At 38.9% G+C, this 15,851-nt stretch carries 15 protein-coding genes; all 15 read right to left on the reverse strand.

The annotated features are described in order from the left end of the window. Positions 1–9: 9 nt before the first annotated feature. The 15 genes from rny to yfmF all read right to left on the reverse strand — a co-directional run bounded on the left by rny (position 10) and on the right by yfmF (position 15,738). Complete coding sequence (gene rny, locus LQ50_RS18655) at positions 10–1,572, reverse strand: ribonuclease Y (protein ID WP_034632158.1); 1,563 nt, start codon at positions 1,570–1,572, stop codon at positions 10–12. A 165-nt stretch (positions 1,573–1,737) separates the two neighbouring features. Next, positions 1,738–2,403 carry an AAA family ATPase gene (locus tag LQ50_RS18660; protein ID WP_034632160.1) on the reverse strand — a complete coding sequence of 222 codons (666 nt, stop codon included), beginning with the start codon at positions 2,401–2,403 and terminating at the stop codon, positions 1,738–1,740. After that, positions 2,396–2,644, reverse strand: a complete 249-nt coding sequence (locus LQ50_RS18665) for a hypothetical protein (protein WP_034632161.1) — start codon at positions 2,642–2,644, stop codon at positions 2,396–2,398. The genes LQ50_RS18660 and LQ50_RS18665 overlap by 8 nt, the downstream gene beginning before the upstream one ends. A gap of 23 nt (positions 2,645–2,667) precedes the next feature. After that, positions 2,668–4,089: an AAA family ATPase gene (locus LQ50_RS24475; RefSeq protein WP_052144856.1), complete on the reverse strand. Its 1,422-nt coding sequence runs from the start codon at positions 4,087–4,089 to the stop codon at positions 2,668–2,670. Continuing rightward, positions 4,082–5,071, reverse strand: a complete 990-nt coding sequence (locus tag LQ50_RS18675) for a metallophosphoesterase (RefSeq protein WP_034632163.1) — start codon at positions 5,069–5,071, stop codon at positions 4,082–4,084. Before LQ50_RS18675 ends, LQ50_RS24475 begins: the two co-directional genes overlap by 8 nt. A gap of 91 nt (positions 5,072–5,162) precedes the next feature. After that, positions 5,163–6,212, reverse strand: coding sequence for a recombinase RecA (gene recA / locus LQ50_RS18680; RefSeq protein ID WP_034632166.1), 1,050 nt, complete (start codon positions 6,210–6,212; stop codon positions 5,163–5,165). Between the two features lie 241 nt (positions 6,213–6,453). Next, positions 6,454–8,064, reverse strand: coding sequence for a DEAD/DEAH box helicase (locus tag LQ50_RS18685; RefSeq protein ID WP_034632167.1), 1,611 nt, complete (start codon positions 8,062–8,064; stop codon positions 6,454–6,456). Beyond that, positions 8,061–9,314, reverse strand: a complete 1,254-nt coding sequence (locus LQ50_RS18690; protein ID WP_034632168.1) for a competence/damage-inducible protein A — start codon at positions 9,312–9,314, stop codon at positions 8,061–8,063. The genes LQ50_RS18685 and LQ50_RS18690 overlap by 4 nt, the downstream gene beginning before the upstream one ends. A gap of 16 nt (positions 9,315–9,330) precedes the next feature. After that, positions 9,331–9,909, reverse strand: a complete 579-nt coding sequence (gene pgsA, locus LQ50_RS18695) for a CDP-diacylglycerol--glycerol-3-phosphate 3-phosphatidyltransferase (protein ID WP_034632171.1) — start codon at positions 9,907–9,909, stop codon at positions 9,331–9,333. A 204-nt stretch (positions 9,910–10,113) separates the two neighbouring features. Continuing rightward, a complete protein-coding gene (locus tag LQ50_RS18700) occupies positions 10,114–11,019 on the reverse strand; it encodes a helix-turn-helix domain-containing protein (RefSeq protein ID WP_237563755.1) in 906 nt (301 codons plus the stop codon). 10 nt (positions 11,020–11,029) lie between these two features. Further along, entirely contained in the window at positions 11,030–11,803 is a 774-nt protein-coding gene (locus tag LQ50_RS18705; protein ID WP_034632173.1) for a DUF3388 domain-containing protein, read from the reverse strand. Positions 11,804–12,057: 254 nt separating this feature from the next. Next, entirely contained in the window at positions 12,058–12,309 is a 252-nt protein-coding gene (locus tag LQ50_RS18710) for a DUF3243 domain-containing protein (protein ID WP_034632176.1), read from the reverse strand. 123 nt (positions 12,310–12,432) lie between these two features. Continuing rightward, entirely contained in the window at positions 12,433–13,161 is a 729-nt protein-coding gene (gene ymfI / locus LQ50_RS18715) for an elongation factor P 5-aminopentanone reductase (RefSeq protein ID WP_034632205.1), read from the reverse strand. Position 13,162: 1 nt separating this feature from the next. Next, positions 13,163–14,458, reverse strand: a complete 1,296-nt coding sequence (yfmH, locus tag LQ50_RS18720) for an EF-P 5-aminopentanol modification-associated protein YfmH (protein ID WP_034632178.1) — start codon at positions 14,456–14,458, stop codon at positions 13,163–13,165. Next, complete coding sequence (yfmF, locus tag LQ50_RS18725) at positions 14,455–15,738, reverse strand: EF-P 5-aminopentanol modification-associated protein YfmF (RefSeq protein ID WP_373279222.1); 1,284 nt, start codon at positions 15,736–15,738, stop codon at positions 14,455–14,457. The genes yfmH and yfmF overlap by 4 nt, the downstream gene beginning before the upstream one ends. Positions 15,739–15,851: the final 113 nt, after the last annotated feature.

Here is a 15,851-nt window from a genome sequence, read left to right on the forward strand (position 1 = left end):
ATCGCCACTTTACTTTGCATACTCAACGGCACGTGTTTCACGGATAACCGTCACACGTATATGCCCTGGATAATCTAGTTCTTCTTCAATTCTCTTCGTAATATCACGAGCAAGCTTATGAGCAAGTGCATCATCAACGACATCTGGTCTAACCATAATACGTACTTCACGACCAGCTTGGATCGCATACGTCTTTTCGACGCCTTCAAATGATTCAGAGATTTCCTCTAATTTTTCTAGACGACGAATATAGGTTTCCAGCGTTTCCCTACGCGCACCTGGTCTTGCAGCCGAAAGGGCATCTGCTGCTGCAACAAGTGTTGCGATAATGGATGTTGATTCTGTGTCACCATGATGCGATGCAATGGCATTAATGACAACTGGGTGTTCTTTATACTTCGTTGCAAGTTCTACCCCAATTTCCACATGACTGCCTTCTACTTCATGGTCAATGGCCTTTCCAATATCGTGAAGCAACCCTGCACGTTTTGCTAGTTTTACATCTTCACCTAATTCCGATGCCATTAATCCAGCTAAATGAGCTACTTCCATAGAGTGTTTCAACACATTTTGACCGTAACTTGTTCTAAACTTCAAACGACCGAGAATTTTAATTAAATCTGGGTGCAACCCATGAATTCCCATCTCAAACGTTGTTTGTTCCCCGTACTCCCTGATGGCTTCATCAACCTCGCGACGAGACTTGTCGACCATTTCTTCAATACGAGCAGGATGGATACGACCATCTTGAACAAGCTTCTCAAGTGCTGTACGAGCAATTTCACGACGAATTGGATCGAAACCAGATAGAATGACTGCTTCAGGCGTATCATCAATAATTAAGTCGATTCCTGTTAACGTTTCTAAGGCACGGATATTACGCCCTTCACGACCAATGATTCTTCCTTTCATCTCATCGTTTGGCAGCGTGACTACCGATACCGTTGTTTCTGCTACGTGGTCTGCAGAGCAACGTTGAATCGCAAGCGACAATACTTCTTTCGCCTTTTTATCAGCTTCTTCTTTCGCTTGTGCCATTCGCTCCTTAACAATAAGAGCTGTTTCATGAGCAATTTCTTGCTCAACCTCACTGCGAATGGTTTCACGAGCTTCTTCGCGAGAAAATCCAGAAATACGTTCAAGCTCAGCTTGCTGCTTGTTCAAGATTTCCTCCACTTTGCTATCCATCTCTTCAATTTGTCGTTGTTTTTTGGTGAGAGATTCCTCCCTTTTATCCAAAGACTCTTCTTTCTTATCTAAGGTTTCACTCTTTCGGTCAAGAATCTCTTCTTTCTGTACCAAACGATTCTCTTGTTTTTGAATCTCATTTCTTCGTTCACGAACTTCACGCTCTGCTTCTGTGCGAATTTTATGCGCCTCATCCTTCATTTCAAGGACTGCTTCTTTCTTACTCGCTTCTGCATCACGCTTCGCATCTTCAACAATTTGTTTCGCTGCATGTTCCGCACTGGAAATTTTCGCTTCTGCAATGGATTTTCGAACAAGATATCCAACAACTGCACCAATACCTGCAGAGACAACAAGCAAAATGGAGATGATCAATATTTCCATACTCTTTCACCTCCTCTTGCTATCTAATTGTTGGTTTAAACTTTTTTTCATACGTTTCATCATTATTAAAAACAAACGCATATTACATTTGATCGCGGAAAAAATAGATAACACATAAAAACTTAACCGCATTCTACTTAATTTTATAGCTCGTTCTAGTCAATGTCAAGTGTTGTCAATTTTCGTAACTTCACTTATGCCATCATTGATTGAAACCTCATATGACAAGTCTCCAGATTGAGCTAAATGATAGTTATGAGTGATCATAAGAATTTGTCGATTAAACATTGTACTCAGAGATTTCAAAAATTCGTATAAATAAAGAACATAATCACCTGACACATGCTTTCCAGGCTCATCAAGCAAAAGAGGACCCTCTCTTCTTGGCTGAACCGTTTCAATTAAAGCAACTCGAAGGGCTAACGTAACAATATCAACGACTCCTCCCCCACGAGAATCTTGAGGTCTAGTTTTTACTTTCACGCCTTCGTATTCCGAAACAACATAGAACTCTGCAACAGCCTTGTTTCCATGCTCTTCAAGCTCAATTTGAAACGAAAAAAGCGGACCAAATACATATTGCAATGCATTTGTTACTAATGTCTCGATTTGTTGCTTCGCTTGTTCTCTGGCATACTCTGCTGATTGTTGAAGAAGCACTCTAGCCTTTTCATACGTATCGATCGTTTCAAAGTAGGAATCAAGCTCTTTTATTTTTTCAGTTAGCTGTTCTTCTAGTAAGGTTTTTTTTGCATCAAGTCTCGTCCACTTTTCTTGAGCTCTTTTAAAACGCTCTTCTAATTGATTTAACTCATTCGATGCATTATTCATCCTCAATCAATTCCTTTGGAATCAACTCCCACGTTTCTTTTAATGATACTTCAATTTCTTTCTCAAGCTTCTCAATTTCTAGGTCTAACTCTTCAGGTTTCACCCCAAGTTCTTCTAGTTCAGATAAAAGTCTATTTTTCTGATTTTCTAGTTCTTCAAGCTTTGCCTCAGCTCGGTAGCGCATATCTCTTGCTTTATCGATCGCTTGTTTAATTTGTCCTAATTGTTTCTCTACTGACATTCTAGCATTCACCTTCCTATTTTTTATTCATCATGAGCGCAAATAGCTTGTCCACAAGTTGGGCAGGTCCCTTCAGCTAAAAGCCGTTCTTGTAAAGCCGCTTCAGCCTTGGCTTGCTCAGCCTTTTGTGCTGTAATATAGCGTCTGCCTTCTTCTGATCTCCGCTGAAATCCATTTAACTCAGACTGGATCTCCTTTAACCTCAAACATTTTTCTGTTTTTTCAGCTATTATCTCTTGTTTGTTTTTCACTTCAGAGACATTTGGTAACCTTTCTCTTATAAGGTGAATCTTTCTTGTTTGAGTAAGATTCCCTTGTAATTGTTCTTGAATTTGCTGCAACTTTTTCTGCTTAAATTGATTTGCTGAAATGTACTCTAGCGATTGTGCACTAACGGCATCGATAAACTTTGTTTTTTTTGTTCTTTCCTTTTCTTCCTTCTCAGATCTCTCTACCATCTGTAAGTGTTGAAACTTGGTTTTTAATTGTTTTAGCAGATGCAGTTGCTGATGGAGCTTTTCATACTGGCTATTTGCTTGGTCTGCCTGCTCGGTTTTTTTCAACCATGTATGACAAATTGCCATCGTCTTGTTTACTTCTTGTCCTAATTTTCGCTTTTGTTCATATACAGTATACCGATAAACCATGTCATGCAACTGCTCTCTTTTGCTTTCCCAAAGATCGACATCTTTGACAAGAGCAAATCGCTTTAATGCCATACCTTCTTCAACCCTTACTTGATTTAGCTTTTCTCTTAGCCTCTTAAGCTTGCCTTTCCGATCAAGTAAGCCTCTTATATGTTGAATATTTGTATCTGCATCAACTAATTTTGATTTCAATTCACCTAAATGAGCGAATGGTTCAATATCATCTTTTAGTCGATCAATAATTTGCTGTTCTTGCTTCATTCTAACATTTAACTGAGATACATCTTTTGTTGTGTCTCGGATCGCCATATCTAAAAAGTGAGCACCACTTATTCTTCCAAGCGCTTTTGCCCGTATTGAACTTGTGTTTTCTAGCAAAAACGGCCCATCTAGCTGCTGTGATAAATGAATCATTAACTCATTATCATGGTCAATACGCAAGTGATCCATTCCATGCGCTTTCATAACTTCCTCAGGAACATGGAAACCAAATCCCTCTAAAACAAGCTCTTCCTCACCTTTTTTCTGAATCTTATAACGATTTTTAGAACCCGTACGTTCTCGCGTAATCGTCGTTTCATTTTCAAACGTAACCGATACTCTAACAAAGTCAGAAGAAACTCGAATAAAATCCGTTCCTCTTGGTTGATTATATAACGCCCAGCGAATCCCTCTTAAAATTGCGGTCTTTCCACTATCGGACTGTCCTACAATGACATTTAATCCATTACAAAATTCAACATACGTATCTAAGTGAGATTGGAAATTTTCTAAACGAACTGCCCGAATATTATTCATACTCTCCGTCCTTCCATACCTCTTCTATAACTGTCATTCTACGTAGTGCCTCTTGTTTAACTTTTTCTTCGACATTTTTTAGCGAGGCGATTTCTAAGATAATATCGCTCATGTTCAATGTTTGAAATTGAGATGTTTCTTTCACTTGTTGAACAAAGCTATGTAATTTTTCTTCTTGATGGACCGCTTTCTCTAGAAATGATCGATCTAATACGTCGTCCCCTTTTTGCGCTCTTCTAATAACCTTTTCTTCTAAAGAAATGGCTCCATTAATAATTGAACCTACAATAACTTTAGGCATTCTGCTTATTTCTGACCAATGGTTATTAACACGAGCCAAAGCGCCTGGGTTACAAATAAATTTGCCATTTCGTTCTTTAATTCCAAAACCACCGTGAAAATGCCCTGTTAAAATAATATCAGCCGTCGTTCCCCATATATGATCAATAATTGTATGAGGCACTCCTTCAGGTAATGCTTTCTCAACAAGCATACTATGAACAATATGAATAAGGACATCTGCGTTCGTTTCATTGGTTGGATAATAGTCTAATTTCGGGTCACGTTGATCTAAGTCATAATGATAGGGCTGTCCACTAACTTGTACACGCTGTCCATTTTTTTCTATCACAACAGGCGTTTTCGGATTAATGACTGTCATCACACCAAATGAATCCATCAATCCTAGCATCGTTCGTGATATGGTTTCTGGATTATGACCAAAAGTATCATGATTTCCGGCAACGACATAAATAGGCATTTGTGCTTTCATAAAAATTTTAGCAAATTGCCCCACCACATTTGGAGAGAGGTCTGGGCGATCAAACACATCCCCTCCATGTAAAAGCACATCGACTTCTTCCTTATTTGCCAGTTCAATCACTTCTTCTAACTTCTCTTTAAGCGTATCGACATACACGTCCAATCGATTTTTTGGGGTCGTTCCACGTATATGAGTGTCTGTGACATACAGAAATTTCATCCTTGCCTCCTCCTCAAATCTCCTCAAATCTTAAAAGAATGAGGTGTTCCAAAGGTACATGTTGACCTTTAGAACACCCCGTCATTCCATATTATTTTAAATCAAAAGGAACTTCATCAAATTCCTCTTCTGTCGCTGCCGCCACTTCAATCTCACCATTTAATCCGTGGTGCTCACGTATCAATGTCTCAATTTGCTCTGCAATGTGCGAGTTTTCTTTCAAGAACTGCTTAGAATTTTCACGTCCTTGCCCAAGACGTTCCTCGTTAAATGAGTACCAAGCTCCACTTTTTTGAACGATATCTAAATCTGAAGCAATATCTAAAATCGATCCTTCACGGGAAATTCCTTCTCCATACATAATGTCTACTTCTGCTACTTTAAACGGAGGAGCAACTTTATTTTTCACAATTTTAATCTTTGTTTTGTTCCCTACCATGTCATTGCCTTGCTTTAATGTTTCCGCTCGACGAACCTCTAAACGAACGGAAGAATAGAACTTTAACGCTCGACCACCAGGTGTTGTTTCTGGATTTCCAAACATTACTCCTACTTTTTCACGAATTTGGTTAATGAAAATGGCAATGGTCTTCGACTTATTAATTGCTCCTGATAACTTACGTAATGCTTGTGACATAAGACGAGCTTGCAGACCAACATGACTATCTCCCATGTCCCCTTCAATCTCAGCTTTTGGTACCAGAGCCGCCACACTATCAATTACAATCATATCAACCGCACCACTACGCACTAACGCTTCAGCAATTTCTAATGCTTGCTCTCCTGTATCCGGCTGTGACAGCAATAACTCATCAATGTTAACACCTAATTTTTGAGCATAAACAGGATCTAGCGCATGCTCAGCATCGATAAAGGCAGCTTGACCACCTTGTCTCTGCACTTCTGCAATCGCATGTAACGATACCGTTGTTTTACCTGAAGATTCCGGACCGTAAACTTCAATGACACGCCCCTTAGGATAGCCTCCTACTCCAAGCGCAATATCAAGTGCTAGTGCGCCACTTGAGACGGTTGATACACGTTGCTCTGCTTGTTCACCAAGCTTCATAATTGACCCTTTACCAAATTGTTTTTCGATTTGACGTAGTGCCATATCAAGGGCAGCCTTACGATCACTCATTATGAATCTCTCCTCTATTATTATAATAATGTATTTTAAATTGGAAAAAGCGAATCTATGTTTCGTTCTTTACTATCATACATTCTTTTTTCGCTTTTGCCAATAGTTTTACGAACATTTATTCGGTTAATGATTATACGGAAACAAGATAACAGAGGATATCAAAAGTTTGTCCCATTTAAGAGGAGACAACTGAAACCAGTTGCCTCTTTAAGTTGAGAACTTAAAACTCTCTTCTTTATTAGCTGCGTGTAGGGGTACGACGTGGTTCGCGTTTCGGGCGTGGTTTGGCAGGCTCTAAATTCACTCTTGCCCCGCTTATTCTCGAATAACGAAGGGCTTCATAGACAAATGGCGCCGCTTCTTCAGGGACTTCTACAAATGTAAAGTTTTCAAATATATCAATCTTTCCAACTGATTTTCCTGGGATACCAACTAGTTCAGAGATCGCTTCAATTAAAATCTTAGGAGTCATATTCACGTTTCTACCTACATTGATAAAGAAACGAACCATGCCTTTAGCAGCACCAGTATCTCCAAAGCTATAACCTGTTTCATCTGATGATGATGCAGGAGAGAAATTCATTTTTAAGAGTGCGGATACAACATCACGTGCTGAGAACTCAGCTAAGACTTCCTCTACAAGTGGATCAAACAATTCAGCTTCTTTTCCACTTGTGTTAATTGTATCAGAAATTAACTTTTTCCATGAACTTTGTTGCTTTACAACTACTTCTTCAATCGTTGGTACATCTTGCGAAGGAATACTCATTTTAATCTCTTGTTCAATCGAGCGCAGGTGTTTCATTTCACGTGGAGTAACAAGAGTAAGTGCTAGGCCTTTTCGACCAGCACGTCCTGTCCGGCCAATCCGGTGTACGTAACTCTCAGGGTCTTGAGGAATATCGTAGTTAATAACATGTGTAACATTATCCACATCAATTCCTCGAGCAGCTACATCCGTTGCAATTAGGAATTCAATTGATGAATCACGAAACTTCTTCATCACGGCATCACGTTGTGATTGCGTTAAATCCCCATGTAAGCCATCAGCTAAATACCCACGAGCTTGAAGGGCTTCAGCTAGCTCTGCAACACCTTTTTTCGTCCGACAGAACAATATCCCTAATTCAATCTCTTCGCTATCAATAATGCGGCAAAGCGATTCAATTTTATTTCGTTCTAACACTTTATAATACATTTGGTCAATTAACGGTGCTGTCACTTCACCTTTGTTAATGGTAACCGTTTTTGGTGCTGTCATATATTTACGAGATAGCTTCTTAATAGCCGGAGGCATCGTTGCCGAGAAAAGCAAGGTTTGACGCTCTGTATTTACTTGACGAAGAATCGATTCAATATCATCAACAAACCCCATATCTAACATTTCATCCGCTTCATCAAGAACAATCGTATGAACTTGATCAAGCTTAAGCGTTTGTCTACGTAAATGATCGAGAATTCGACCTGGTGTACCTATAACGACTTGAACACCTTGTTTTAAAGCTCGAATTTGGTGCCCAATCGATTGCCCTCCATAGATGGGTAATGTACGGATCGATTTATGGACAGATAGCTTTTGTAGCTCCCCAGACACTTGGATCGCTAACTCTCTTGTCGGTGTCAAAATTAATGCTTGAACATAACGGTCAGATGTTACCTTATCTACAACAGGAATTCCAAACGCTGCCGTCTTACCTGTTCCTGTTTGCGCTTGACCAACTACATCTCCGCCTTCCAAAATGACTGGAATAGCTTTCGCTTGAATCGGAGAGGGTTCTTCAAAGCCCATGTCTTTAATTGCACGTTTAATCGGTTCTGAAATCTGAAAATCATTAAAATACGTTGTCATTCTTTCATATTCCACCTTTTCATTTCGTTCAATAAATAAAAACAGCCATATTTAATCGCTCGGTCTGTTATAGCCGCACGGTTACCGGCTAAATTTAACTTATAGGCCATTGGCTCAGGGGTAAGACCACAAACACCAATGAAGATTGTACCAGGTTCCTTTCCTTCCTGTTTCGTGGGACCTGCTACGCCTGTGAAACTAATTGCTATATCTGATCCGCACTGCTCCTTCGTACGCTGAGCCATTTCAATAGCACATTGATGGCTGATCACCCCATATGTTCTAATCAGTTCATTCGACACGCCTAAGACCTTTTCCTTTACGTCTGTTGCATAAGAAACAAATCCACCTCGATAAATCGCCGAAGACCCAGGAAATGCTGTCAACATACCGGAAAATTTCCCACCTGTAAAACTTTCTGCTGTAGCTATCGTACAGTGTTTCTCTTGTAATTGCAAAAAGAGCTGCTCCATAAGTGACGTCTCACCATAGCCATATAAATATTGTCCAACACGCTTGGTAATCTGTTCTTCCGTTTCATCTAAAAGTCTTTTTTGCTCCATTGGATCCGCATGCTTTACAGTTAATCGTAGCGTCACTTCTCCTTCATTCGCTAATGGAGCAATCGTAGGATTTGTTTGCGACTCGATCAAATCTAACAAATCTGTCTCTAGTTGTGATTCTCCAATTCCAAAGAAGCGGAGAACTCTTGATGTAATCGACGTTTGTTCCCCCATCATATTAACCAATTGCGGTACTAATTCATTAGTGAACATCGGCTTCATTTCTTGAGGCGGACCAGGGAGCATAACAATTTTCGTGTCATTTAACGAAACAATCATCCCTGGGGCCATTCCGAAGTAATTATGGAGAACATGGCTTCCTTCGATGACTAGAGCTTGCTTACGATTATTCTCTGACATAGGACGATTTCTCTTTTGAAAATAAGACTCAATATTATGTAATGATTCCTCATGATGAACAAGCTTACTATTAACAAATGATGCGACCGTTTCTTTTGTTAAATCGTCCTTTGTTGGACCTAGGCCACCCGTAATAATAATCAAATCTGAACGGGAATTGGCTAATTCTAATGCGGAAGTAAGCCTTTGACCATTATCACCTACGGTTGTCTGATAAAAAACATTTACTCCAAGCAGAGCTAATTCTTGAGAAAGAAAGGCCGCATTCGTATTAACAATTTGTCCAAGTAATAATTCTGATCCAACAGAAATTAATTCAGCATTCATTGCATCTACCTGCCTACTATTTTGACTTTAAAAGAATGTGTTGATTTTTTTGAAAATATTCAATTCCTGAAACAATCGTTAAAAAAGTTGCTACATAGATTGCGATCATATCAAACGGCAGTGAAATAGCTTGGAACGGCCAGTTATGTAACATGAGGGCAGAGATCGCAACAATTTGTGATACAGTTTTCAACTTCCCAAGTTGGCTTGCGGCAATAACATCCCCATCAGCAGCCGCAACTAAACGAATACCAGTCACAGCAAATTCGCGGCTGATAATGACAATTGCGATCCAAGCCGGTAAGAGCTGCAGTTCAACTAAGGCAATTAAAGCAGCAGTAATTAACAGCTTATCAGCAAGTGGATCGAGAAATTTCCCTAAATTCGTAACAAGTTGGTATTTTCTAGCATAATACCCGTCCAACCAATCCGTTGCGGCAGCAATAATAAAAATAATCGCTCCAATAAAATGAGCAACAGGGATGGTCGTGCCAAGAAGATACATGTCACCAATTGAAAAAGGAACTAAGAAAAAAATCATAAATAGTGGGATTAGAAATATCCGAGAGATCGTTATTTTATTTGGTAAATTCACAAAATTCCCTTCTTTCATCTAACGGTGATTACTTATGTAGTAAAGTCCATTACCCATTGTACCATAGTTCCTATAAATTAATAAACGCAACCAACTTATTCCTAAATAAAAAAAAGACCTTTTTCAAATTAACAGGTCTGGTTCGGAAATGAAAGGAGCTCAATTCAACATGAATCGAACTCCTTTTTCTGTATTAACGAAGTGTTACTCTGACTCTTCAGATATGACCGTGATATCAATTTTTTGATGAGTTATATCTAAAGGAAATTCCAAGAGTTGATCATCAATATACAGTTCAACAAACTGAGAAGCACCGAAATTAAAGATAACTCGTTCCTCCCCTTCAACTTCAGGGGTTATTACGTCTCCTTCTGTTGGTGTACCTGTATAAAATGTCTTTCCTAAAGCATTTTTCACATCAATATAGGACCTCTCACCAGTGACTTCAATGCGAACATCAGACAGTTGACCAGTTTCCAATTCAAAAAATGAAGTATTGCCAGAGCTTTCAATAAAGCTAATCGTCATTTCTGATTCAGACTCTACCTCTTCTTCCGTTTCATCATCCACTGGAGTTTCTTCTACTTCTTGTTCTTCTACTTCTTCATCTTCTTCTTCTTCAGGAGCAGTACCTACTTCATCTGAAAAATCGGCTTCAAGATTCTCACTATCATCAGGGGCAATCGCTCCATCCTCATCAGTACCGCCACCTTGAGCCATTAACCAAATTCCCACTATTATAATGGCAATGAAAACTATGGCAATCAAAGCGGATAGGAATGACCCCTTTTTAGCTCGTTTCTTTGGAACGGACGATGGTTTACTCCGTTCAGTCCGTGACGGAAGCGTAACAGCTTCACGTTGCGGATTAGGAAGCTCATGACGATACTGGTCAAACAATGGATCAGGGTCGAGTCCAATTGCTTCGGCATATGTTTTAACAAATGCTCTAGCATAAAAGATCCCAGGTAATGTATCAAAGCGACCTTCTTCAATAGCAATCAAATACCGTTTTTGAATTTTCGTGGTACGTTGAAGGTCATCTAATGAAATTTGCTTCTCTTCACGCACTTCCTTTAAATGCTGACCTAATTCTGACAATCCTAACACCTACCTACCTCTAACTTATATCAAAAGAGGAAAAGCCTGATTCTACTACCTCGTATGTAATCTCTTCTCCCTCATCATTCCTAAGTTCAATTATACAATCAAAGTCTTCCAATTCATATTCCGTTTCACGAACAAAAATATCCGGATGCTCCACCACTTTCACAGCAGGCAACCTCATAATATCACTAACAAGTGTACGATGCTTCTCAGTTGAACGCATGGTTGTCACAATGCCATCAATAATAAAAATATGATCTTCACTCATTTCATCATCAGCCAATTGACTACGGACTGTTTGTCTTAACAGAGTAGATGAAATAAAAGCCCATCTTTTATTTGCACACACACTAGCAGCAACAATGGATTCCGTTTTTCCAACACGTGGCATTCCGCGAATTCCAACTAAGAAGTGCCCTTCACGCTTAAATTGTTCAGCCATAAAATCAACTAGAAGTCCAAGCTCATTCCGAATAAATCGAAATGTTTTTTTGTCATCTGCATCACGCTCAATATAACGCCCATGACGAATCGCAAGTCGATCACGCAGCCTAGGCTCTCTAACTTTAATAACTGAGATGTCTTCGATTGTTTCTAAAATAGCTTTAAACCTAGCGACTTGATCATCAGAAGAGCTTCGAATTAGCATCCCACGTCTCATGTTGTCTACTCCGTTTATCGTGACAATATTAATCGCCAACATCCCAAGCAAAGAGGATATATCTCCAAGGAGTCCCGGTCTGTTCTTATGTATTTGATATTCTAAATACCATTCTTTTAAACCCATTTGCTTCACCCTTTTGTACTAATTGAGTCATATGTGAGGCTATTTGAGATCTCATCTATCATGATAATTGATTTTAATAATAATTGAAAGAACTTTGTCGGAAATAATTGTCTCTTGACTTTGTTATTATGGGTAAAGTTTCTATTGTCAGTTTGCATCATTTGCTTTTTATTATGTAAGAATTCGATACTTGCCCATCAGATGGATGAAAAAACGCCGCAAAATGCGGCGTCAGTTGTGTGTTCTATTATTAATTAGCCTTCGTTTTGAACAAGTTTTACCATCATGTTCGCAATAGCGTGCTGCTCTTGCTCATCTGCTACATTCCAAAGTTCTGCTAGAACACGCTCTTGTTCGTTTTTAGGCTCAACTTGCTGCGCCAAATACTCACCAACTTGATAAGCAACATCCGACACAACATTTTGACTCATTCCTTCAGTTTCCGCTTGATTCAAACGGCTACCTAAAAAATCTTTCCATTGTTCCCAGTTGTCAAGTACAGACATATTAAGACCCTCCTTGAAAATGTACTTCGATAGTATTTTTTCTCATTCTTATTAGAATATTCATCACTTCAAATGTTTTTTAAGGAGGTCAAGCTTGTTGACATTCATTTTTTTCCAAACGTATTAACAATACCACGCACCATTAATAGATATAATTTGTCCATTTATGTAATCTGACTTGTTTGAACTTAAAAAAGACACAGCATAGGCCACATCAGCCGGTTTTCCAAATGTATGAGCAGGGATATCCTCTTTTAACTCTTCTAGATGCTCAATGCCCTCTTTTTTGAGCATCTCTGTTTCAATTGCCCCAGGAGCAATTGCATTTACTTGTATGTGACTTGGAGCCACTTCTTTTGCCAACCCTTTGACAAAACTATTGATCCCCCCTTTTGCAGCAGAATATATGACCTCACACGATGCACCGGTTACTCCCCAAATAGAGGAGATAACAATAATTTTCCCTTGACGAGCTTGAATCATGTTTGGCAATAAACTCCTAGTAATTTTGATCGGATTCACTAAATGAATGTTTAACATTTCCGAAATTTCTTCATTTTTCACATCACTAAATAAACCAAAGTGACTTAAACCAGCATTATGAACAACAGTATGAAATGCAATGTCTTTAGGGATATTGGCAAGCAAGCACTCATCTCCATCATCTTTTGATAAATCAGCATGAATAAGTTGTACGACTGCTCCTAGTTCCTCGCACTCAGCAGCTATACGTTGAACGGATGTTTCATTTTGATTGTAGTGCAAAAAAAGAGAGCAGCCAGGAGATGCTAGCTCTCTTGCTATTTGAGCGCCAATTCCTCCTGATGCCCCAGTAATTAATATAGCCTTCATGTTATTCATTAAACCCCTCTGCTTTTACCTGACAAACCGTGAAACGGTCAAATTGGAAATGTTCTTGTAATACTTCTGTAAGATCATTTGGCGTAATGCTCTCAAGCATCGGAACAACTTCAAATAAATTCATTTCGTTAAACTTATAACGCGTAAACTGATTCGCAATATATTCAGGCGAGTTAAGTGACCTTAAAAAGGATCCAATTTTCTTTTTAATCGCCCGATTGACTTGCTCTTCTGTTAAACTAGATTGCTTGAACGTTTCAACCATTTGTTTGATTCGATTAGCCAATTTATCAGGATATTTTGTATCTCCACCAATAATGGTAAATCCAAAACCTTCCTCTGCTGAATGATCAAATGAAAAGGAATCATCAATTAATCCTTCATCAAAAAGCGACTGATAATTATCCGAGCTTTGGCCAAACATCAAATCAAGTAAAATATTCAAGGAAAGTTCACGCTTTAATAAATCATCACCTTGGCGTGTTGCACCTGTTTCCTTAAAACCTACTAAGCACTTTGGAGTTTGTACTGGCATCGTGATCACATTTTTCTCTTTTGCGACAGAATCTGGTTCTTCTTCAAAGAAACGCTGGATCTCTTTTGGTGGTGCAAATTCTTTTTTCGCTTGATTGGCTTTCACCTGTTCCATGATTTCCTCTGGATTAACAGGGCCAATAATAAATAATAGCATATTTGCCGGGTGATAAAAGGTCTCATAACAAGTGTATAGTAAATCTTTGGTAATATTGGAAATGGACTTGATCGTACCAGCAATATCAATTTTTACCGGATGATGGTGGAACATATTTTCAATCACGCCAAAATAAGCTCGCCAATCTGGATTATCATCATACATGGTAATCTCTTGATTAATGATTCCTTTTTCCTTTTCCACACTTTCTTCTGTAAAGTAAGGATGTTGAACAAAATCCAGTAAAGTTTCTAAGTTTTTCTCGACATTATTTGTACTCGAGAAAAGGTATGCTGTCCGTGTAAAGCTCGTAAAAGCATTTGCCGATGCCCCTTGCTTACTAAAGTCCTGGAATACATCTCCTTCTTCGTCTTCAAACATTTTATGTTCAAGAAAATGGGCAATTCCATCTGGAACTGTAATGGCCTCCTCTTTCCCTAAAGGAGTAAACTTTTGGTCGATAGATCCATATTTTGTTGTGAATGTCGCGAACGTTTTGTTAAAACCTGCTTTCGGCAAGACATAGACGTCTAATCCGTTATCTAGCTTTTCGTGATAAAGAGTTTCGTCTACTTGTTGGAATTGAACTGGCTTCATTGATTTTCCTCCTTGCCTTTTAAGAAATAGATCGTATCAAGCTTTACATTTTGTGCGACACGAACAATATCTTCTTTAGTTACTTGATCAATCTGATGCATCCATTCATCAATGGAACGTTTTTTGCCACTTACAACTTGGTGATAAGACAATTCTACAAGCCCTCTAGCCACATCAGCCGTTTCAAGTAGTTGATTTTTTAGCATCGCTTTTGTTTGTTCTACTTCAGCCTCTGTAAACTCACCTTGCTTCATTGCTTCAAATTGTTCTTTAATAATTTCAACAGCTCGGTCATATTTAGCGAACTCAATCCCCGACATCACCATCATAATCCCTTTGTGACTCTCAAACCTTGATGCTGCGTAATAAGCTAAACTTTCTTTCTCACGTACATTAATAAAGAGTTTCGAATGAGAAAAGGCACCATAGAGGCCATTACATACTTGCATGGCGACATAGTCGTCATCAGCATACGTTGTATATGTTCGAAAACCCATATGCAACTTTCCTTGCTTTACATCTTGTTCATCATTTACAACATTAATCTCTTTTACTTCAGGACTAGCTGTTGTTTCAAATGTGCTTTTATCACGCTCTAGCAACGCACTAAACTTTTCAGTGACACTCTTAATCGCTTGTTCCTCTTCAATAGCCCCAACCATATAAAGATCAAACTGATTATTTTTAAGAACATCTTGATAATAGGTATAAATAGAGCCTGCTGTAATGGCGTCTACCTCATCTTCTGTTCCAAAAGCCGTCAGTGCAAATGGCTCGCCTTTACACATTTCTTCCGTTACTCGAACGTTTGCATAACGCATTTTATCATCGTAAACCGATTGTATTCTTTGTTTAAGTGAACGTTTTTCGCTTTCTACAACCGAAGATACAAACCTACCATCTTCTAGTTGTGGTTGAAGGATTACTTCTGCTAGTAAGGAAATCGCATGATCAAATAATGGGGTTGTGTCAGATAGATAGCGTTCGTTCGCCACATCTAGACGAATAGAAATGACATGTTCTTCCCCTTTCTTTTGAACATCCGTTGAAAGCATGGCCCCGTACATATCATCTAATCGTTCACGCAACTGTTTCCTTGACGGACTATTTGCCGTGCCATTTTGCAAAACATGTGGCAACAACGCCCGCATCGCTACTGTTTCCTTGGTCAACGGCGCTTTCATCATGAGAATAAGTGAATTGGTCTTGTATTTATTCGTGTTCATTGAATGCACGGTCAAGCCTTTTACTTCATGAATACGCTCCTCTAATTGAGTCAAATCGATCATCTCCTTTTTACCAATCACGCTTAGGTTATGCTTAGAGTCTTTTTCTTACTACACAGATATTAGTATCCCATTCTTTATCATCACTATTGCCCATTTATCCATCA

This window comes from Halalkalibacter okhensis, assembly GCF_000787375.1.
Lineage (GTDB): Bacteria > Bacillota > Bacilli > Bacillales > Bacillaceae_D > Halalkalibacter > Halalkalibacter okhensis.